This is a genomic window from Micromonospora sp. NPDC093244 (genome assembly GCF_040683695.1).
In the GTDB taxonomy this organism is placed as follows: domain Bacteria; phylum Actinomycetota; class Actinomycetes; order Mycobacteriales; family Micromonosporaceae; genus Micromonospora.
In genome coordinates, this window is record NZ_JBFBEO010000002.1 from 1,149,628 (window position 1) to 1,169,425 (window position 19,798).

Consider the following 19,798-nt stretch of genomic DNA (forward strand, 5'->3'; position numbering starts at 1 on the left):
CTCAGGCCCCCGCGAGCGGTCGGTAGGCGGCGAACGTCTCGTTGTGCAGCTTCTCGCGCGCCCACTCGGCGGCGTCGGCCGCCGCGGTGACAGCGGCCTGCACGGAACCGGCCACGTCGCGCGGGCTGCGGGTGTGCAGCGGGCCGAGGAACCGGACGTCGGTGATCCGCCCGCCGGCGGTGACCACGACCTCGACCAGGCCGTCCGGAGACCGGACGGTGACCTCGACGGTCGACACCGCCTGGTCGAACTCGGCCTGGAGGGATTCGATGCGGCGGTAGCGCCGCACCGCCTCCTCGATCCAGGCTTCGTCGATCTCCCCCCGCGGCATCGGCCGACTCCTCCCGGATGACCCTTACTGAGCGTGCCGTCACCGTCACCACGGCACACCGGACCGTACCGCACAGCAATCGCGCCTGTCGATGCCTGTGGATGACCGGTCCCCCGGGTGGGACCACGGGCCGGGGAGCTGCGGGTCAGCCCTTCCAGAGGGCGAGCATCATGGCCTCGACCGCGATCCGCGGCTTGACGTTCGCCTCGATCGCCGCCCGGCAGGCGAGCACGGCCTCCAGGCGGCGCAGCGCCCCCTCGGCGTCCCACTTCTGGGCGCCGGCACCGGCCAGCGCCGCCGTGTCGGTGTGCACCGGGACGACGGGGGCGCGCAGCGCCATGGTGAGCGCGTCGCGGTAGAAGCCGGCCAGGTCGACGAGCGCCCGGTCCAGCGCGTCACGCTGCGCGCGGGTGGCCCGGGACTTCTGCCGCTTCTCCAACTCCTTGAGCTGGCCGGCGGCACCCCGGATCGCGCCTGCCGCGCCCCGCCCGGTGCCGCCCGCGCCGAGCGCCGTCTCCAGAGCCGCCCGCTCGGCCGTGTCCGATTCGGCGACCGACGCCTCGGCCTCCGCCTCGGCCGCCTCGATCAGCGCCGACGCCGCGTCGAACGCCGCGCCGACACCGGTCAGCCGGCGAGGAACGGCGAGCACCGCCTCGCGTCGCTTACGGGCCTCCGGGTCGCGGGCCAGCCGGCGGGCCCTACCGACATGCCCCTGCGCGGCCGCCGCCGCCCACTGCGCCACGTCGGGCGCGATGCCGTCCCGCCGGACCAGCACCTCGGCCACCGCAACGGCCGGCGGCTGCCGCAGGGGTACGACACGACAGCGCGACCGGATGGTCACCGAGACGTCGTCCGGGTGGGTGGACGGGGCGCAGAGCAGGAAGACCGTACGCGGTGGCGGCTCCTCGATCGCCTTGAGCAGCGCGTTGCCGGCCGCCTCGGTGAGCCGGTCGGCGTCCTCGATGACCACCACCTGCCACCGCCCGCCGGACGGCGTGCTGGCCGCGCGCAGCACCAGCGCACGCATCTCGCCGACGCCGATGGACAGCCCTTCGGGCACCACCATCCGCACGTCGGCGTGGGTGCCGCCCATCGTGGTGTGGCAGCCGGGGCACTCGCCGCAGCCGGTGCCGTACGCGCACTGGAGCGCGGCGGCGAAGGCCCGCGCGGCCACCGAGCGGCCGGAGCCGGGCGGGCCGGTGAAGATCCAGGCGTGGGTCATCCCGCTCGACGGGTCCACGCCACCGGGCGCGGCGTCGGTGCCGCTGGTCGGGCCGGCGGCGATCAGCGCGGGCTCCCGGTCGGCGGCACCGGCGCGTAGCACGGCCGCTGCCGCGGCGGCGGCCCGGCGCAGCTCGGCGACCGCCTCGTCCTGACCGACCAGGTCGGCGAAGACGTCAGGCATCAGGTCTTGTGCTCCATCGTCACCAGCTCCGCATCGGATAACTCAGGCTGCACCGACGTGTCCGGGCCCTGCGCCGGGCGGGGGTGCACGATGCCGCCCGGCTTGCCGAGCATCTCCTCGACCCGGCGGACCACCTGCGCGGTGATCTCGTCGGCCGGCCGGGACGCGTCGAGCACCAGGTAGCGCTTCGGGTCGGAGGCGGCGAGGTCGAGGAAGGCGTACCGGACGCGCTCGTGGAACGCGACGGACTCGGCCTCCAGGCGGTCGGTGCCGGTGTTGCGCGAGGCCACCCGGGACAGGCCGGTGCGCGGCTCGACGTCGAGCAGGACCACCAGGTCCGGCTTGAGGCCGCCGGTGGCCCAGGAGGAGAGCCAGGAGACCTCGTCGACCGGGAGAGTACGCCCCGCACCCTGGTACGCCAGGGACGAGTCGACGTACCTGTCGCTGATCACCACACCACCCCGGACCAGCGCGGGACGGACGACGGTGGCCACGTGGTGCGCCCGGTCGGCGGCGTACAGCAGCGCCTCGGCGCGTGGGGACGGCGCGTCGTCGCCGGAGGTGTCCAGCACGAGGGACCGGATCCGTTGTCCGACGCCTGTGGCCCCCGGCTCGCGGGTGACGACGACGTCGCACCCCTGATCGCGCAACCGCTCGGCGAGCGCGGTGAGCTGGGTGGACTTCCCGGCGCCCTCGCCGCCCTCGAAGACCACGAAGAGCCCGGCGGAGACGAACGGCTCGGACGGCATGAGCGGACGACCCCGGATGGAGCCCCAGAGGTCGGCGAGGACCGGTACGCCCTTCTTGTCGTCCATCTGCCCGAACGCGCTGATCCCGGCGAAGATGCCCGCGGCACCGGCGGCGAGCAGCAGCAGTCGGGTCGACGAGATGGACAGGCCCAGGTCGGCGATCTCCAGCTTGCGTGAGCCACCGACGCCGACCAGCACGCTGCTCAGCCCGATGGCCAGGATCAGCACCAGCCGGGTGCCGATCTGCACCACCGCGAAGACCCGGCCCCGCACCTCGTCGGCCACCTCGCCGCCCAGCAGGGTGGTGCCGGCCAGGAAGGCCATGCCGGCGCCGGCGCCGACAAGTACCGCGCCGACGATCGCCATGGACAGGTGGATGGCGAAGGCGAGGGTCATCACGGCGGCGCTGGCGAGCACGATGCTCATGCCGAACCAGCGGCGCCGGGACATCTCCTTGACGACCATCGGGCCGAGGCCGATGCCGAGCGCCAGGCCGACGAAGATCGCGCCGAAGAGCAGTGAGAACGCGGCGTCACCGGCGCCCAGCGAGTTGGCGAAGAACTTGGCCGTGCCGACCACGATGCCGCCGCCGGCGAAGGCGCCGAAGATGCCGAGCACCAGGCCTCGGACGAGCGGTGTCTGGCCGATGTACTTCCAGCCCTCGGAGAACTGCCGGAACATGCTCTGCTCGGCACGCTCCGCCTCGCCGCGCTGCGCCTCGCTGATCTCCTTGATCCCGAACGCCACCACCAACGCGGTGGCGAGCCGGGAGAAGGCGTTGAACCAGAGCGCGAGCTGGGCGGGCTCCGCCCAGGAGGGCAGGTCGCCGCCCACGGCGCCTCGGACACCACGGTCGAGCACGGCGAGGCCGATGGCCGCGGCGACCGGGGTGAGGCCGTAGGTGGTGATGAGGGTGAGCTGGTTGGCCGCTTCCAGCCGGGCCCGCGGGATCAGGTTGGGGACCGCGGCCTCCTTGGCCGGAATCCACAGCAGGGTGAGCGACTCGATCAGGAAGGTGGCGATGAGCGCCCAGCCGACCACCAGGCCGCCTGCGGCACCGCTGAGGGCGTAGAGCGGGATGGAGGCGAAGAGCACGAAGCGCAGCAGGTCGCAGATGACCATCGTCCAGCGCCTGTCGAACCGGTCGGCGAAGACGCCGGCCACCGGACCGAGCACCAGCGCGGGCAGCAGCCGGATCGCGGTGACCCCACCGAACGCGGCACCCTGGGCGGTGCTGCCCTGCACCTGCGAGGCGGCGAAGAGGGCGGTGGCCAGCAGGCCGAGCCAGTCCCCGAAGGAGGCCGCGCCGAGCACGATCCAGAGCCTGCGGAACGGCCGGATGCGCAGCACCGAGCGGATGGCGGCGTAGCCGGACGCGTCGACCTGGCCGCCGTTGGGCTTGTTGGCGGCGTTGCCCGACTGGTCCCCCGGGCGCGACACGCCGGGCGACTCGCCGCTGTTCTGGCTTTCGATGGCCGTACCTCCACGTGCCGGCCCATCGCTGGGCATTCCCGGTGGAACACTCTAGTCCCGGTGGGGGGCCGCCCCACCGGCGACATTCTCCTGCTCGCTGAGCCTAGGCCGCTTGAGGCACCGACCGCAGCCCGGACGTACGCGAGGGTGTTTCGCATTCATCGTCGGACAGTTAGCGTGCACACGTGGCCATCGAAAGCGACAAACTTCGCGAGCGCCTGGACCGGGCGACCACCCACCTCAACCCGCCGTACGCCGTGGTCGACCTCACCGCCTTCGACGCCAATTCGGTCGCGCTTGCCGAACGCGCCGCCGGCAAGCCGGTCCGCCTCGCCAGCAAGTCGGTCCGCAGCCGGGAGTTGATCAGCCGGGCGCTCAGCCGGCGTGGCTGGCGGGGCGTGATGGCGTTCACCCTGCCCGAGGCGATCTGGCTCGTCCGGGCCGGCGTGAGCGACGACGTGCTGCTCGCGTACCCCACCGCAGACCGGGCGGCCCTCGCCGAGCTGGCCGCCGACCCGGCACTGGCCGCCGCGATCACCCTGATGATCGACGGCACCGGGCAGCTCGATTTCATCGACCACGTCCGCGCCCCCGGGCAGCGCGCCGAGCTGCGGCTCTGCCTCGATCTGGACGCGTCCTGGCGACCGCTGCGCGGGCGGGTGCACGTGGGCGTACGCCGCTCACCTGTGCACAGCGCCCGGGCGGCCGGCGCGCTCGCCGCCACAGTCGCGGGCCGGGCCGGCTTCCGGCTGGTCGGGCTCATGTCGTACGAGGCGCAGATCGCCGGCCTGGGCGACGCTCCGCCGGGGCAGACGCTGCTGGCCGGCGCGATCAGGCTGGCCCAGCGCGGGTCGTACCGCGAGTTGCTGGCCCGCCGGGGTGCGGCGGTGGCCGCGGTACGCGAACACGCCGACCTGGAATTCGTCAACGGCGGCGGCACCGGCAGCGTGGCCGCGACCAGCGCCGATCCCGCGGTCACCGAGGTCACCGCGGGATCGGGCCTGTACGGGCCGACGCTTTTCGACGCCTACCGCGCCTGGCGGCCCACCCCGGCGGCGTTCTTCGCCTGCGCGGTGGTCCGCCGGCCGACGCCGGAGCTGGCGACGGTGCTCGGCGGCGGGTGGATCGCCTCCGGTCCGGCCGCCGACAGCCGGCTGCCCCGGCCGTGGCTGCCGGCCGGGCTGAAGCTGGTCGGGACCGAGGGCGCCGGCGAGGTGCAGACCCCGCTGGCCGGCCCGGCAGCTGCCGCCCTGCGCGTCGGCGACCGGGTGTGGTTCCGCCATGCCAAGGCCGGCGAGCTGTGCGAACGCGTCAACGAGCTGCACCTGGTCGAGGGGGACGCGGTCGTGGCGACCGTGCCCACCTACCGGGGCGAGGGGCAGGCCTTTCTCTGAGGCCGGCCCCGGCGCCGCGTCAGGCGGGTTGCGCCGCCCCGGCCGGCTCGTCGGCGGTCCGGTCGCTGTCCCGGCCGTCGACCTGACGGTGCAGGTACTCCCGGATCAGCGCCTTCGCCTCCAGCAGCACCCGCTCGTCACCGTTGGGCTTCCGGCGGAAGGCGAGCTTGATCAGCGCGTCCGCCGCCTCCACCGCGATCTCCAGCACGAAGCGCAGCTTCGGTACGTCGGTGAGGCCGAAACGTTCGGTGAGCACCCGGGCCAACTGGTCGGCGATCACGCCGTTGTTGTCCCGTTGCTCGTCGAGCAGGTGCAGGTCGACCACGTCGCCGAAGTGCAGGGTACGGAAGCCGGGGACGGTGCGGTGCATCGTGATGTACTCGTCGATGCCCGCGTCGACGCCGTCCCACCAGTGGGTCATCTCGTCGGAGGCGAACCGCTCGTCGAGCCGCTGGAGGTAGGACTCCATGGTGCGCAGGGTCAGCGCCTGCACGATCGCCCGCTTGTCCGGGAAGAACTGGTAGACCGACCCGATCGCCACCTCGGCACGCTCGGCGAGCAGGGTGGTGGTCAGTCCCTCGTACCCCACCTCGTCGACGAGTTCGGCGCAGGCATCCAACATGCGCTGTACCCGCGCGACACTTCGACCCTGCACCGGTACGCGGCGCAGCGGCCCGGTCGTGGCGGCTGGTGTGGACACTCGGCGCCACCCCCCTTCGACGGATGAACATATCTACACGTCACGAGTCCGTGACTACCGGTACAACGAGCGGAGCTCGATTGCGGTATTTACCAGGTACAACGTTCCTGATATGAAGTCAGTTCATATTCATGAATGAGGAGCGCGCATGGCCGGCACCGCACCGCTCACCGCCCGTTGGTCCAACTGGGCCGGCAACCAGCGTGGCAGCGCCACCGCCATCCTGCGCCCCGCCTCGCCGGACGACGTCATCGAAGCCGTCCGGGACGCGGCGTCGACCGGTCACCGGATCCGGGTGGCCGGCAGCGGCCACTCGTTCACCGCCGTCGCGCTCGCCGACGACAGGCGGATGGACCTGGCCGAACTGGCCACCACGATCAGCGTCGACGTCGAACGCCGACTGGTGACCGTACCGGCCGGAATGACCCTGCACGCGCTCAACAGCCTGCTCGCCCGGCACCAACTCGCGCTGCCCAACCTCGGTGACATCGACGCGCAGACCGTGGCCGGGGCGATCTCCACAGGCACCCACGGCACCGGCGCCGGCTACGGCTGCCTGTCCACCTTCGTCGAGGCGGTCACCCTGGTCACCGGCACCGGCGAGGTGCTGCGCTGCTCGGCTGACGAACACCCCGACGTCCTCGCCGCCGCCCGGGTGTCCCTCGGCGCGCTCGGCGTCCTGGTTGAGGTCACCCTGCGCTGCGTGGACGCCTTCGTGCTGCGCGCCCACGAACGCCCCGCCGCCCTGACCGATGTGCTCGACGATCTGCCGGCGCTCATCGGCAGACACGACCACGTCGAGTTCTACTGGTTCCCGTACACGTCCCGGGTCCAGGTCAAGGCCAACGACCGGGTACCCACCAACGACCGGCCGCTGCCCCGCTGGCGCGGCTGGCTGGACGACGACTTCCTGTCCAACACCGTCTTCGCCGGCGCCTGCCGTCTCGGCCGGGCCCTGCCGGCGCTGGCCCCCGGCATCAGCGCCGTGTCCGCCCGCGCGCTCACCGAACGCCACTACACAGGCCGCTCCGACCGGGTCTTCTGCACCCCGCGCCGGGTCCGCTTCGTCGAGATGGAGTACGGGCTTCCCCGTGAGGCGCTGCCCGACGCGCTCGCCGCGCTCCGACGGATCGTCGACGGGCTGCCGTTCAAGGTGCTGTTCCCGGTCGAGGTGCGCTTCACCGCCGCCGACGACATCTGGCTCTCGCACGGCTACGGCCGGGACAACGCGTACATCGCCGTGCACCAGTACGTCGGGATGCCGTACGAGCCGTACTTCCAGGCCTTCGAGAAGGTCGCCACCGAGCTGGGCGGTCGCCCGCACTGGGGCAAGCTGCACTACCGCGACGCGGCCTCGCTGGCCACCGCGTACCCCCGCTTCGCCGACTTCCAGGCCGTCCGTGACCGCCTGGACCCCGACCGGGTGTTCGCCAGCCCTCACCTGACCCACGTCCTCGGGGCCTGACGGCTAGCGCGCGAGGTCGGCCAGGTCGACGGCGGCCTCGGCGGCGGCGCTCAGCCGCCCGACGCCACCACCTGGTCCGCGCCGGCACCCAGGGCCCGGACGTAACCGAGCACCCGCTGGTACGCCGCCCGGTAGTCGCCCCGCAGACCTGGCGGGGTACCCGGGTCGGCAAGCGCTGCGGTCAGGTCAACCAGCCGGAGGGCCGGCGCCAGGTCGGTCCAGGTTGGCAGTGCCTCCATCCGGGTCACCGTCCAGCGCCCCGGGGCGGTCTCGGTGAAGGTCGCCCGGGCCATCACACCCTCGCGGTTGTCGTCGATCGGCTCCTCGTGCCGGGCCAGTTCGTTGCCCATGCCGAAGACCACCCACTTGTCGCCGAAGCGCTGGAACGGCTGCACCGCGTGGGCGTGATGGCCCAGGATGAGGTCCACGTCGGGCGAAGAGATCAGCTGCTGGGCCCAGGCCCGCTGGTCGGCGTCCGGCAGGTGCTGATACTCCGTACCCCAGTGCAGGCTGAGCACGACGATGTCGGCGCCGGCGCTGCGCGCCTTGTGGGCGGCGGCGAGGATCTCGGGCGGATCGATCAGGTTGGCCAGCCACGGCTGGCCCGGGGGGCGGCTCAGCCCGTTGAAGTTCAGGCTGTACGCCAGGTGGGCGACGCGGACGTCGCCGACCTGGTAGATCCGGGGCCTGGCCGCTTCGGCGGCGCTGCGGGCGCTGCCGGTGTGCCCCAGCCCGGCGGCGTCGAGTGCGCGGATTGTCCGGGCCACTCCGTCGGCGCCTTGGTCGAGGGTGTGGTTGGAGGCGGTCGAGCAGCCGTCGAATCCGGTGGTGCGCAGCCCGTCGAGCACCTGCGGAGGCGCGTTGAACGACGGATAGCCGGCGAACGGGCCCTCGGGATCGGCCAGTGGCGTCTCGAGGTGGCACAGCGCCAGGTCGGCGCCGCGGACCGCCGTGGCGACCCCGGCGAACATCGGGGCGAAGTCCAAACCGCCGGCGCGGGCACCGTCCCGGCGCGCCTGGTCGGTCACCGCTGGATGGATCAGAACGTCACCGGCGGCGACGAGTCGCACGGTCCGCCGGTTGGCGGGATCCCGGGTCAGCCCGGTGGACGACCCGGGGGCGACGGTGTGCGGGGAGGCGTGCGACGCCGTGGCGACGGCTGGCGAAGGGCTGTCCGCGTCCATCGTCCGGATGCCGACCGCGGCCACGGCGAGCAGCACCGCACCCGCCGCAGCACCGACGAGCACGCGCCGGCGCGGGACAGGAGCTGCGAACATCCCCTCACATTAGGCAGTCCACACCAGAGCCTCGCCACCAAATTGGACATTTAACCCATTAGGGGCGGCCTGCTGGCTGTCACTCCTCGGCAGGACTGGCGGTGGCCTTCTTCGGGGCCGCCTTCTTCGCCGGGGCCGCCTTCCTGGCCGCCGTCGCCTTGGCGGTGGTGGTCTTCTTCGCGGCCGTGGACTTGCTGGCGGCGGCCGTCTTCTTGGTGGCCGTCGCCTTCTTGGCGGGCGCCTTCTTCGCCGCCGCCTTCTTGCGCGGCGCCGGACCCTTGGCCCGCTTCTCGGCGAGCATCTCGGAGGCTTCCTCCAGGGTCAACGCCTCAGGGGTCTGCCCGCGCCGCAGCGACGCGTTGAACTCCCCGTCGGTGACGTACGGGCCGAAGCGCCCATCCTTGATCACCAAGGGCTTCTCGGTCGCCGGGTCGACGCCCATCTCCCGCAGCGGCGGCGCGGCGGCACGACGGCCACGGGTCTTCGGGGCGGCCAGCAGAGCCAGCGCCTCGTCGAGGGTGACCGTGAACATCTTCTCCTCGGAGTCCAGCGACCGGAACTCCTCGCCTCGCTTCACGTACGGGCCGTAACGCCCGTTGTTGGCGAACACCTCGACACCGTCCGGCGCGACGCCCACCAGCCGGGGAAGGCTGAGCAGCTTGAGCGCCTCGTCCAGGGTCAGCGAGTCAGGTGTCTGCGTCCGCAGCAGCGACGACTTGCGCTCGCCGCTGGACACGTACGGACCGAACCGGCCGGACTTGAGCACGATCGGCTCGCCGGTGGCAGGGTCGTCGCCCAGCTTGCGCTCACCGCCGCCGCCGAGGAACAGCTCGTGCACCTTCTCCGGGGTCAGCTCGTCCGGGGCCAGGCCCTCGGGGATCGGTGCCCGGTCGCCCTGGGTGCCGCCCTCGTCGCCCTCGCCGGAAGCCGGAGCCGGTGCCGCCTGCTCCCCGCCGGGCAGTTCCCGCTGGAGGTACGGCCCGTACCGGCCGACCCGTACGACGACCTCGCGCCCCTCGTCGTCGGTGAAGAGCGGGATCGAGTTGACGCTGCGCGCGTCGATGTCGCTCAGGTTCTCGGTGACCAGCTTCTTCAACCCGCCGGAGCGGGCGATGTCCTGGTCGCCGGCACCGTTGGCGCTGCCGAAGTAGAACGCGGTGAGGAAGTCGACAGCGGCGTGGTCACCGCCGGCGATCTCGTCCAGCTCGTTCTCCATCGTGGCGGTGAAGTCGTAGTCGATGAGGCGCGGGTAGTGCCGCTCCATCAACCCGATGACCGCGAACGCCAGGAAGGTCGGGATCATCGCCTGACCGCGCTTGGTGACGTACCCCCGGTCCTGGATCGTCTGCATGATCGACGCGTACGTGGACGGGCGGCCGATGCCCAGCTCTTCCAGGGCCTTGACCAGCGACGCCTCGGTGTAGCGCGACGGCGGCTGGGTGTGGTGGCCCTGCGCGGCCAGCTCGTCGGCGGTCAGCGGCTGGTCCTTGACCAGGGTGGGCAGCCGGCGTTCGGCGTCCTCGGCCTCGGCGTTCTCGTCGTCGGAGGACTCGACGTACGCGCGCAGGAAGCCCGGGTCCGTGATGGTCTTGCCGGTCGCGCCGAAGTCGGCCTCCTCCTGCGAGGTGGAGACCGCCCGGATCCGCACCGACACGCTGGAGCCGACCGCGTCGGTCATCTGCGAGGCGATGGTGCGCCGCCAGATCAGCTCGTAGAGCTTGAACTCCTCGGCGGACAGCTCCTTGGCCACCTCGCCCGGGGTGCGGAAGTTGTCCCCCGCCGGGCGGATCGCCTCGTGCGCCTCCTGCGCGTTCTTCACCTTGCCGGTGTAGCGGCGCGGCTCCGGCGGCACGCTGCGCTCGCCGTACAGCTCGACGATCTGCCGGCGAGCCGCCGAGATGGCCGTCTCGGACAGGTTCACCGAGTCGGTACGCATATAGGTGATGTAGCCGTTCTCGTACAGGCGCTGCGCGGTGCGCATCGTCTGCTGCGAGGACAGGCGCAGCTTGCGGGCCGCCTCCTGCTGGAGGGTGGAGGTGATGAACGGCGCGTACGGGCGGCGGCGGTAGGGCTTCTCCTCGACCCGGGTGACGGTGAACTGCCGCCCGTCGAGGCGGGCCGCCAGCCCACGGGCGCCGCTCTCGTCGAGGTGGACGACCCCGGCGCCGGCGCGGACGCGGCCCGTGGTCGGCTCGAAGTCCTTGCCGGTGGCGATCCGGTCGCCGTTCAGCGCGATGAGTGTGGCGTTGAAGTTTCGTGGCCCCTCGCCGGCGTCCGCCACGGCGAGAGTGGCCAGGATGTCCCAGTACTCGGCGGTGCGGAACGCCATCCGCTGCCGCTCCCGCTCGACCACGATCCGGGTCGCCACGGACTGCACACGGCCGGCCGAGAGCCTCGGCATGACCTTCTTCCACAGCACCGGGGAGACCTCGTAGCCGTAGAGCCGGTCGAGGATCCGCCGCGCCTCCTGGGCGTCGACCAGGTCGCGGTCGATCTCCCGGGGGTTGGCCACCGCCGCCTGGATCGCCGGCTTGGTGATCTCGTGGAAGACCATCCGCTTGACCGGCACCTTGGGCTTCAGCGTCTCCACCAGGTGCCAGGCGATCGCCTCGCCCTCGCGGTCCTCATCCGTGGCCAGGAAGATCTCGTCGACCTCCTTGGCCAGCTTCACCAGCTTGCTGATCTGCTGTTTGCGGTCGGCGGAGACGACGTAGAGGGCGTGGAAGCCGTTGTCCACGTCCACGCCGAGGCGGGCCCAGGACTCACCCTTGTACTTGGCAGGCACGTCGGCGGCGTTGCGCGGGAGGTCGCGGACGTGACCGAAGCTGGCCTCCACGACGTACCCCGGGCCGAGGTAGCCCGAGATCGTCTTGGCCTTCGCCGGTGACTCGACGATGACCAGACGGGTGGTTCCAGCGTTGCTCGGCACGTCTCTCCCCGACCTCACTCCTGCTCGTGGCCTGCCGGCGCCCGGACAGCGACCGCTTTCGACCCCGCCGTCGCACCGGCGGTCCGGATGTCCAACGTAACGCGCCGTCCGCGTTTCGGGTTTCGCGGGCGGCAAACCGCCACCGCGCGACGGTCAACTCCCGCCCCGCCGCGCTCGGCACTGCCGGACGGCGCCACCGTACACCGTGGGTAGGCCCCGAAGCGGGTCACTGTGACGATGGCGGACCGTCGGCCGAGGCCCGACCCGCCCGTTTTCGGCCTGGATCGACCCGCCGGACTGTCCTACACCTGACACCTCGCCGCCCAGGCCCGCCCCCACCCGACAGGGCGGGTCAGGGACGCACCGGCCAGGCGTCGGCCGGAGTGGCGGGCGGAGGGCCGCCGACCAGCTCGGCGAGCCGGGCCAGGCGGCGACGGCCGGTGATCCGGTACGCCGGTCCGCCCTCGTCAGAGCCGACGAACGTGCCGGCCAACCCGGCGGCGGCGAGCGCCGCGCCCACCGGTTCCCAACACTCCCGGTCGCTCTCCCCCAGCCCCAGCAGGAACCCGCCGGGCGGCTCCGGCGTCCCGGCGGCGGCGAGCCACAACCGCAGCCGCCGGCCGGTGAGATGGAAGGTGGCAGGTGGGCGTTTCGCCGGGCCGTTCAGCCACGCTGCCGCGAGCGGTTTCAAGACCCGGGTGTACGACGTACGGACGGCGTGTCGCTCGTCCCCGGTCGGCTCCCAGCTCGCCGCCAGCCCGCGCTGTCTCAGTTCGGCGACGAGCACGTGCACCCGCCAGGCGGCGTCCACACGTACCGAGAGGCGTGCGGTGCCGCCCATCCGTACCACCTCGCCCGGGCCGGCGAGCAGTCCGGCCAGGTCGGCGACCGTCGGCTCGACCGCGTCGGCGCCGAAGAAGACCAGTTGCCTGCCGGCGTCGTCGGCCGGGACCTGTGGGTCAGGGTGGGCCGGGCCGCCGCGCCGCCGCGCGGGTACGGAAACGTCGGGCTCGGGCGCGGGGAACAGCGCCGGGGGCGGTTGCGCCTTCCCGGGGTCACCGAGCCCGCTCAGCGACACTCCGGCACCTCGTCGAAGGCCTGTTTCAGCTCCTCGGAGTTGAGCTGGCTGGTGTCCAGGGCGCTGGCGTCGTACTCCTTGTTGAGCGTCTCGACGGCGGCCCGCACACCGGCGTAGAAGGCTGTCGGCTCGCTTGTGCTCAGCTTGTCGATGGTGTCCCGGGCCCGACCGTACGCGTCCCGCATCTTCTCCAGGGAGCCACGGAAGCCTGCGGATATCACCTCGCCGTTGTCGGTCTCCGGCACGCCGGCCTGCTCCACCTTGCGGCGTGCGGTCTCGCTCGCCTGCTCCGCCCCGCCGAAGAGCCGCACCAGGTTCTCCTTGGCCTGCGCCGGGGTGGTCTGCGCGGTCATCTGCTCATCCGTGCTGCTGGTCAGCTTGTCGATCTCGGAGCGCCACGGGGTGAGCGCACCGCAGACGGTGGCCGCCCAGGCCCGGGGGCTGGGGTTCCCTCCGCAGCCGGTGAGCACGACGACGATCGTGGCCAGGACCACCGTGAACTTTCCGGCGGCAGACGCCCGGCACGTACGCATGCGTTGCAGCGTACGGCCTTTGGCCAGGCGTGGCACCGGTCCGGACGGCCGGGGTCCCCGGCCGACGCGTACGTCGACCGGGGACCCCGGTGCCGTCGACGGTCAGGCGCTGACCGTCTCCGGGCGGTGGTCCGTGCTGCCCGCGCCGGTGTTGCCACCGGCGTCGGAGTCGTCCATCGCGATGCCCTTGCGCTTGCTGAACATCACCGACGCCACGATGATCGCCGTCGCCACCAGCGCGATGGTCACCCGCAGACCGACGTTGCGGTCGTCGCCGACGCTCCACGCCACCACGGCCGGCGCGATCAGCAGCGAGACCAGGTTCATCACCTTGATCAGCGGGTTGATCGCCGGGCCGGCGGTGTCCTTGAACGGGTCGCCGACGGTGTCGCCGATGACAGTCGCGGAGTGCGCCTCGGAGCCCTTACCGCCGTACGCGCCGTCCTCGACGAGCTTCTTGGCGTTGTCCCAGGCGCCACCGGAGTTGGCCAGGAAGACCGCCATCAGGGTGCCCGCCCCGATCGCCCCGGCCAGGTACGACGCCAGCGCGCCGGGCCCGAGACCGAAGCCGACCGCGATCGGCGCCAGGATGGCGAGCAGACCGGGGGTCATCAGCTCGCGCTGCGCGTCCCGGGTGCAGATGTCGACGACCTTGCCGTACTCCGGGCGCTGGGTGCGGTCCATGATGCCGGGCAGCTCACGGAACTGCCTGCGGACCTCCATCACCACGGCACCGGCCGAGCGGGACACCGCGTTGATGGCAAGCCCGGAGAAGAGGAAGACCACAGCCGCGCCGATGATGAGGCCGACCAGGTTGCGCGGATTGGCCACGTTCAGCGAGTTGAGGATCTCCGACCCCACGTCGCCCACCCCGGCGTCCGCGTACGCGGTGCGCAGCGAGTCGGTGTACGAGCCGAACAACGCGGTGGCGGCGAGGACCGCCGTGGCGATCGCGATGCCCTTGGTGATCGCCTTGGTGGTGTTGCCTACCGCGTCCAGCTCGGTGAGCGTCCGCGCGCCGTGCTCGTCGATGTCGCCGGACATCTCCGCGATGCCCTGGGCGTTGTCGGAGATCGGCCCGAAGGTGTCCATGGCGACGATGACGCCGACGGTGGTGAGCAGGCCGGTGCCGGCCAGCGCCACCGCGAACAGCGACAGCGTGATGGAGCTGCCGCCCAGCAGGAACGCGCCGAAGACGCCGGCGCCGATGAGAAGCGCCGAGTAGACGGCAGACTCCAGGCCGATGCTGATGCCGGCGAGGATGACTGTGGCCGCACCCGTCTGGGAGCTCTTGCCGATGTCCTGCACCGGGCGACGGTTGGTCTCGGTGAAGTAGCCGGTCAGCGCCTGGATCGCGGCGGCCAGCACGATGCCGATCACCACCGCGCCGATGGCCACCAGCCGCGGGTTGCGGTCGACGTCCGTGAGCCCGCCTTCCAGACCGGCGAAGGTCGCCGGCAGGTACGCGTACGCGGCGATCGCCACCAGCACCGCGGAGAGGACCGCGGAGAGGTAGAAGGCCCTGTTGATCGCGGTCAGCGCGTTGCGGTCCGCCGCACGCAGTCGGGTGATGAAGACGCCGACGATCGCGACGAGCACACCGATCGTGGAGATGATCAGCGGGAAGACCAGGCCGTCCTCGCCGAACGCGGCCCGGCCGAGGATGAGCGCGGCGACAAGCGTCACCGCGTACGACTCGAACAGGTCGGCGGCCATGCCTGCGCAGTCACCGACGTTGTCGCCCACGTTGTCGGCGATGGTGGCGGCGTTGCGCGGGTCGTCCTCCGGGATGCCCTGCTCGACCTTGCCGACCAGGTCGGCGCCGACGTCGGCGGCCTTGGTGAAGATGCCACCGCCGACCCGCATGAACATCGCGAGCAGCGCGGCGCCGAAGCCGAAGCCCTCCAGCACGGTCGGCGCGTCGCCCCGGTAGACCAGGACGACGAGCGCCGCACCGAACAGGCCCAGGCCGACGGTGAGGAAGCCGACCACGCCACCGGTCCGGAAGGCAATCTTCATGGCGGCCTCGCGGCCACCCTGTCGCTCCCGGGCGGCGGCGGCGACGCGCAGGTTGGCGCGGGTGGCCAACCACATGCCGGCGCCGCCGATGAACGCGCTGAACAGTGCGCCCACCACGAAGAAGAGCGAGCGGCCGATCTTCACGGCCGTCTCGCTGCCGTCGGTGTCGTGCACCGGCAGCAGGAAGAGCAGCACCACGGCGATCACGACGAAGATCGCCAGGGTGCGGAATTGGCGGAGCAGGTAGGCGGAGGCGCCCTCCTGGACCGCCCCCGAGATCTCCTGCATGTTGGTGGTGCCCTTGCCGGCTGCCAACACCGCCTTTGTGAGGGCGGCGGCGAAGACGAGCGCCACCAGCGCGATCACCGCGGCGATGACGACGTACGTCACATTGCTTCCGGTAAGGGAAAGCCCGCCGCCGTCGGCGGCCAAGGTCTCGGACATCTGTGTCCTCCTGTTACCGAACACTCGCGCCGGTGGGTGGAGACGCACCGACCAGCGCCTGGATGCGGAATCGCAAGCGCGCCAACCCACACCAGCGGACCAGCGATGACCACCCATACCCGCTGGCTGCGGGATGGATCACTTGCTGACAACCCGGGTACTGTAGCCCTCCACAGTGTTGGAGGTCACACGCAGGTGGCACCGTGTCTCGATGATCTTCGTCGCTGTGTTATGAAACGAAATCTGATATAGGGATCGATCCATGACAGGAAGGCCGCATCCCGACGGGGATGCGGCCTTCCTACGACAGTCGTGGATCAGCGGCCGACCGGCCACACCATCCGTACCTCGGTGCCGACGCCCTCGTCGACAGGTCGCACCTGGAGGTCCTCGACGAAGCCGGCGAGCAGCGCGAAGCCGACGCCTGTGGTCAACGCCTCGTCGGTGAGCGACTCGTTGGCCAGCTCGTCCGGCGGCAGCGCCGCCAGCCCGATGCTGGCCTCGATCGGCGCCCGGTCGACCACCCGCACCGCGTACGAGCCACCGTCGGACATCTCCACGAGCACCGGATCGGGCACGCCGTACTGCCGGTGCAGGGCGACGGCCCGGGTGCACGCCTCGCCGATGGCCAGCCGCACCTCGTCCAGCAGGTCCTCACGGACCCCGGCGCGCCTGGCGACGGCGACGCCGACCAGCCGGGCGGTGCGTACGTGCACCGGCGCCGGGGAGAAGGAGAGCCGGACTGTCGCCATCACGCGTTGGCGCCGCTCGGCTCCGCGCCGACCGCGGCATCGACAGTGGGATGCAGCGGGAACACCTGGTCCAACGCGGTGATCCGGAAGATCTTGAGCAGGGGCTCCTTGTCGCAGACCAGGGCGAACGAGCCGCCGGCCGTACGCAGCCGCTTGAGCGCGCCGACCAGCACACCCAGCCCGGTGGAGTCGAGGAAGTCCACCCGACCGAGGTCGACCACCACGTGCCGGGCGCCGCCGTCGATCAGTTCGAGAAGCCGTTCGCGGAGCCGGGGCGCGGTGTAGACGTCCACCTCACCGCCGACCTCGAGCACCGTGTGCTCACCCACGGTGCGGGTCGCCAGTGACAGCTCCATCGGTCCTCCTCGCCAGAGCCGTAAACTCTTCTGGGCATCTAACCATTACCGCCGGGCCAGCCTGCGGTCGCCGGCGGAGGCTTCCCTTTACCCCCCGGCCCGACTTTTCATCTCCGAACACCAGTGCGAGAGTGCAGGGCGTGACCTCCGACGACTTCAGCTCCGCGCGTCTGTCGCCGCGGCATGACCTGGAGCCGTCGGCCAGCGCCACCGTATCCGCAGGTCCAGGCGTCGGGCCAACGCCTGTCGACCTGCTGCGTCGGCTGCGTGCCCGAACCGCCGGCGACCCGGTCACCCACGTCGAACGGGTACCGGCCCGCGCCGGGGTGCCCGCGCCGTGGCCGCCGTGGGCACCGCCGGAGCTGCGCGAGGCGTTCGCCCGTCGCGGCGTCGCCGCACCCTGGCGGCACCAGGCCGAGGCGGCCACCCTCGCGTACGACGGCGGGCACGTCGTCGTCGCCACCGGCACCGCGTCCGGCAAGTCGATGGCGTACCAGCTCCCGGCGCTGGCCACCCTGCTCGCCGACCCCCGGGCCACGGTGCTCTACCTGGCACCGACCAAGGCGCTCGCCGCCGACCAGTTGCGGGCCGTCGCCGGTCTGGAGCTGGAGGGGGTACGCCCCGCCTGCTACGACGGGGACACTCCGCGCGCCGAGCGGGAGTGGATCCGCAGGCACTCCCGGTTCGTGCTGACCAACCCGGACATGCTGCACCACGGCATCCTGCCCGGGCACGCCCAGTGGTCCGGTTTCCTGCGCCGGCTCGCGTACGTGGTGATCGACGAGTGCCACACCTACCGGGGGGTCTTCGGCTCGCACGTGGCGCACGTACTGCGTCGGCTGCGCCGGCAGTGCGCCAGGTTCGGGGCCACCCCCGTGTTCGTGCTCGCCTCGGCGACCTCCGGCGACCCGGCGACCGCGGCCGGGCGGCTGACCGGCCTGCCCGTGACGGCCGTCACCGAGGACACCTCACCGCGCGGCGGGGTCACCTTCGCGCTCTGGGAGCCACCGCTGCTGCCACCCGACTCGGGATCCTCGCCCCCGGTGCCCCCGCAGGCGACCGGTGACCACGACGACCTCCACCAGGTCCGCCGGTCGGCGCTGCGCGAGACCGCGGACCTGCTCGCCGACACGGTCGCCGAGGGGGTACGCACACTCGCGTTCGTCCGCTCCCGCAAGGGCGCCGAGGTGGTGGCCGCCAACGCCCGCCGGGCACTTGACGACGCCGTCCCGGGGCTCGGCGACCGGGTGGCCGCCTACCGGGGCGGCTACCTGCGCGAGGAGCGGCGCGAGCTGGAACGGGCGCTGCTGCACGGCGACCTGCTCGGCCTGGCCTCCACCAACGCGCTGGAGCTGGGCGTCGACCTGATCGGGCTGGACGCCGTGCTGATCTGCGGCTACCCGGGCACCCGGGCGTCACTGTGGCAGCAGGCGGGCCGCGCCGGGCGCTCCGGGCAGGAGGCACTGGCCGTGCTGGTGGCCCGCGACGACCCGCTCGACACCTACCTCGTGCACCACCCGGAGGCGATCTTCGGGGCGCCTGTGGAGGCGACGGTGCTCGACCCGGCCAACCCGTACGTGCTGGCCCCGCAGCTGGCCTGCGCCGCCGTCGAGGCGCCCCTCACCCCTGCCGACCTGTCGCTCTTCGGCGACGGGGCGAAGGAGGCGATCGACGAGCTGGTGGCCGCCGGGGCGCTACGGCAGCGGCCCACCGGCTGGTACTGGCGGCACCGGGAACGCCCCGAGGTGGACCTGCGCGGCGAGGGCGGCGCACCGGTCTGCGTGGTGGAGTCGGCCACCGGCCGGCTGCTCGGCACCGTCGACGGCGGCTCGTCGCACTTCCTGCTCCACCCCGGGGCCGTCTACCTGCACCAGGGCGTCTCGTACGTGGTGGACGACCTCGACCTCGCCGACGGCTGCGCGCTTGTGCACGTCGAGGAGCCGGACTGGTCCACCCACGCACGGGACGTCACCGACCTGTCAGTGGTGTCGGTGCGTTCCTACGTGGACGCCGGCCCGGTCGGCATGTTCCTCGGCGAGGTGGACGTGACCAGCCAGGTGGTGTCGTACCAGCGGCGGCGGATCGCCACCGGCGAGGTGATCGACACCCGGCCGCTGGACCTGCCCACCCGCGAGCTGCGCACGGTGGCGGTGTGGTTCACGCTGTCGCCGCAGTCGTTGACCTCGGCCGGGGTCCAGCCGGCAGACGTGCCTGGTGCGCTGCACGCCGCCGAACATGCCGCGATCGGCCTGCTGCCGCTGATGGCCACCTGTGACAGGTGGGACATCGGCGGACTCTCCACCGCCGTTCACCCCGACACGGAGGCGCCCACCGTGTTCGTCTACGACGGGCACCCGGGCGGCGCGGGCTTCGCGGAGCGGGCGTACGGGACGGCGTCGGCGTGGCTGCGGGCCACCCGGGACGCGATAGCGGAGTGCGGCTGTGAGGCCGGCTGCCCGTCGTGTGTGCAGTCACCGAAATGCGGCAACGGCAACAACCCGCTCTCCAAGCCGGACGCGGTCCGAGTGCTCGACGTGGTCCTCGCGAACCTGCCCGCCTGATCGACCCTTGCATGAATCCACCCGGCACGGGGCACAATGCATGGGAGCGCTTCCATCGATGCCTGTCCTGCTGTTCACCCCCGCGCCCCGAGGAGGAGCCGTGGCCGACACCATCGCCGAGACCGTCGACCTGCTCTACACCATCGACCAGGAACAACTCACCCTCGACCAGCAGATCGCGCTCGGCTCCGCGCTTGCCGCGCTGGCCCAGGCGGAACGGCTGGAGCAGATCAACGAACGGCTGCGCGGCATCCACCAGGTCCTCAACACGTGGGCGCTGCGCGTAGCGACAGCGGACGGCCGCTGACCTCACGGGCGGGTCGCCGGCACCG

At 72.1% G+C, this 19,798-nt stretch carries 15 protein-coding genes; 4 read left to right on the forward strand and 11 right to left on the reverse strand.

Going from position 1 to position 19,798, the window contains the following annotated elements; genetic code table 11:
- Position 1 precedes the first annotated feature (1 nt).
- The 3 genes from AB0N27_RS15520 to tmk form a co-directional block, all read right to left on the reverse strand.
- On the reverse strand, positions 2 to 331 hold the full coding sequence (locus tag AB0N27_RS15520) for a YbaB/EbfC family nucleoid-associated protein (RefSeq protein ID WP_007454690.1): 330 nt from the start codon (positions 329 to 331) through the stop codon (positions 2 to 4).
- Positions 332 to 476: 145 nt separating this feature from the next.
- Positions 477 to 1,736, reverse strand: a complete 1,260-nt coding sequence (locus tag AB0N27_RS15525; protein ID WP_364369042.1) for a DNA polymerase III subunit delta' — start codon at positions 1,734 to 1,736, stop codon at positions 477 to 479.
- Positions 1,736 to 3,994, reverse strand: coding sequence for a dTMP kinase (gene tmk / locus AB0N27_RS15530; RefSeq protein ID WP_364369045.1), 2,259 nt, complete (start codon positions 3,992 to 3,994; stop codon positions 1,736 to 1,738). Before tmk ends, AB0N27_RS15525 begins: the two co-directional genes overlap by 1 nt.
- Before the next feature lie 149 nt (positions 3,995 to 4,143).
- Between tmk and AB0N27_RS15535 the strand changes: the two genes are divergently transcribed.
- Positions 4,144 to 5,352: an alanine racemase gene (locus AB0N27_RS15535; RefSeq protein WP_364369048.1), complete on the forward strand. Its 1,209-nt coding sequence runs from the start codon at positions 4,144 to 4,146 to the stop codon at positions 5,350 to 5,352.
- Between the two features lie 19 nt (positions 5,353 to 5,371).
- Here the strand turns inward: AB0N27_RS15535 and AB0N27_RS15540 are convergent, their stop codons facing one another.
- Positions 5,372 to 5,974, reverse strand: coding sequence for a TetR family transcriptional regulator (locus AB0N27_RS15540; protein ID WP_364370744.1), 603 nt, complete (start codon positions 5,972 to 5,974; stop codon positions 5,372 to 5,374).
- A 226-nt stretch (positions 5,975 to 6,200) separates the two neighbouring features.
- Between AB0N27_RS15540 and AB0N27_RS15545 the strand changes: the two genes are divergently transcribed.
- Entirely contained in the window at positions 6,201 to 7,517 is a 1,317-nt protein-coding gene (locus AB0N27_RS15545; RefSeq protein WP_364369051.1) for a D-arabinono-1,4-lactone oxidase, read from the forward strand.
- A 50-nt stretch (positions 7,518 to 7,567) separates the two neighbouring features.
- Here the strand turns inward: AB0N27_RS15545 and AB0N27_RS15550 are convergent, their stop codons facing one another.
- The 7 genes from AB0N27_RS15550 to AB0N27_RS15580 form a co-directional block, all read right to left on the reverse strand.
- Positions 7,568 to 8,794 carry a CapA family protein gene (locus tag AB0N27_RS15550; RefSeq protein ID WP_364369054.1) on the reverse strand — a complete coding sequence of 409 codons (1,227 nt, stop codon included), beginning with the start codon at positions 8,792 to 8,794 and terminating at the stop codon, positions 7,568 to 7,570.
- Positions 8,795 to 8,873: 79 nt separating this feature from the next.
- Positions 8,874 to 11,723: a type I DNA topoisomerase gene (topA, locus tag AB0N27_RS15555; RefSeq protein WP_364369057.1), complete on the reverse strand. Its 2,850-nt coding sequence runs from the start codon at positions 11,721 to 11,723 to the stop codon at positions 8,874 to 8,876.
- Between the two features lie 352 nt (positions 11,724 to 12,075).
- On the reverse strand, positions 12,076 to 12,648 hold the full coding sequence (locus tag AB0N27_RS15560; protein ID WP_364370747.1) for a hypothetical protein: 573 nt from the start codon (positions 12,646 to 12,648) through the stop codon (positions 12,076 to 12,078).
- 143 nt (positions 12,649 to 12,791) lie between these two features.
- On the reverse strand, positions 12,792 to 13,334 hold the full coding sequence (locus tag AB0N27_RS15565; RefSeq protein ID WP_364369060.1) for a hypothetical protein: 543 nt from the start codon (positions 13,332 to 13,334) through the stop codon (positions 12,792 to 12,794).
- A gap of 102 nt (positions 13,335 to 13,436) precedes the next feature.
- Positions 13,437 to 15,797 carry a sodium-translocating pyrophosphatase gene (locus tag AB0N27_RS15570; protein ID WP_364369063.1) on the reverse strand — a complete coding sequence of 787 codons (2,361 nt, stop codon included), beginning with the start codon at positions 15,795 to 15,797 and terminating at the stop codon, positions 13,437 to 13,439.
- 317 nt (positions 15,798 to 16,114) lie between these two features.
- Entirely contained in the window at positions 16,115 to 16,552 is a 438-nt protein-coding gene (locus AB0N27_RS15575) for an ATP-binding protein (protein WP_364369066.1), read from the reverse strand.
- A complete protein-coding gene (locus AB0N27_RS15580; RefSeq protein WP_139583733.1) occupies positions 16,549 to 16,905 on the reverse strand; it encodes an STAS domain-containing protein in 357 nt (118 codons plus the stop codon). The genes AB0N27_RS15575 and AB0N27_RS15580 overlap by 4 nt, the downstream gene beginning before the upstream one ends.
- A gap of 140 nt (positions 16,906 to 17,045) precedes the next feature.
- Between AB0N27_RS15580 and AB0N27_RS15585 the strand changes: the two genes are divergently transcribed.
- On the forward strand, positions 17,046 to 19,466 hold the full coding sequence (locus tag AB0N27_RS15585) for a DEAD/DEAH box helicase (protein ID WP_364369069.1): 2,421 nt from the start codon (positions 17,046 to 17,048) through the stop codon (positions 19,464 to 19,466).
- Positions 19,467 to 19,566: 100 nt separating this feature from the next.
- Positions 19,567 to 19,773 carry a hypothetical protein gene (locus AB0N27_RS15590; RefSeq protein WP_364369072.1) on the forward strand — a complete coding sequence of 69 codons (207 nt, stop codon included), beginning with the start codon at positions 19,567 to 19,569 and terminating at the stop codon, positions 19,771 to 19,773.
- The last annotated feature ends 25 nt before the right edge of the window (positions 19,774 to 19,798 follow it).

Coding starts and splice junctions, on each gene's coding strand:
- AB0N27_RS15525 (WP_364369042.1), bottom strand. CDS start 1,736: ATGCCTGACGTCTTCGCCGACCTGGTCGGTCAGGACGAGGCGGTCGCC.
- AB0N27_RS15550 (WP_364369054.1), bottom strand. CDS start 8,794: ATGTTCGCAGCTCCTGTCCCGCGCCGGCGCGTGCTCGTCGGTGCTGCG.
- AB0N27_RS15570 (WP_364369063.1), bottom strand. CDS start 15,797: ATGTCCGAGACCTTGGCCGCCGACGGCGGCGGGCTTTCCCTTACCGGA.
- AB0N27_RS15540 (WP_364370744.1), bottom strand. CDS start 5,974: ATGTTGGATGCCTGCGCCGAACTCGTCGACGAGGTGGGGTACGAGGGA.
- tmk (WP_364369045.1), bottom strand. CDS start 3,994: ATGCCCAGCGATGGGCCGGCACGTGGAGGTACGGCCATCGAAAGCCAG.
- AB0N27_RS15565 (WP_364369060.1), bottom strand. CDS start 13,334: ATGCGTACGTGCCGGGCGTCTGCCGCCGGAAAGTTCACGGTGGTCCTG.
- AB0N27_RS15580 (WP_139583733.1), bottom strand. CDS start 16,905: ATGGAGCTGTCACTGGCGACCCGCACCGTGGGTGAGCACACGGTGCTC.
- AB0N27_RS15545 (WP_364369051.1), top strand. CDS start 6,201: ATGGCCGGCACCGCACCGCTCACCGCCCGTTGGTCCAACTGGGCCGGC.
- AB0N27_RS15520 (WP_007454690.1), bottom strand. CDS start 331: ATGCCGCGGGGGGAGATCGACGAAGCCTGGATCGAGGAGGCGGTGCGG.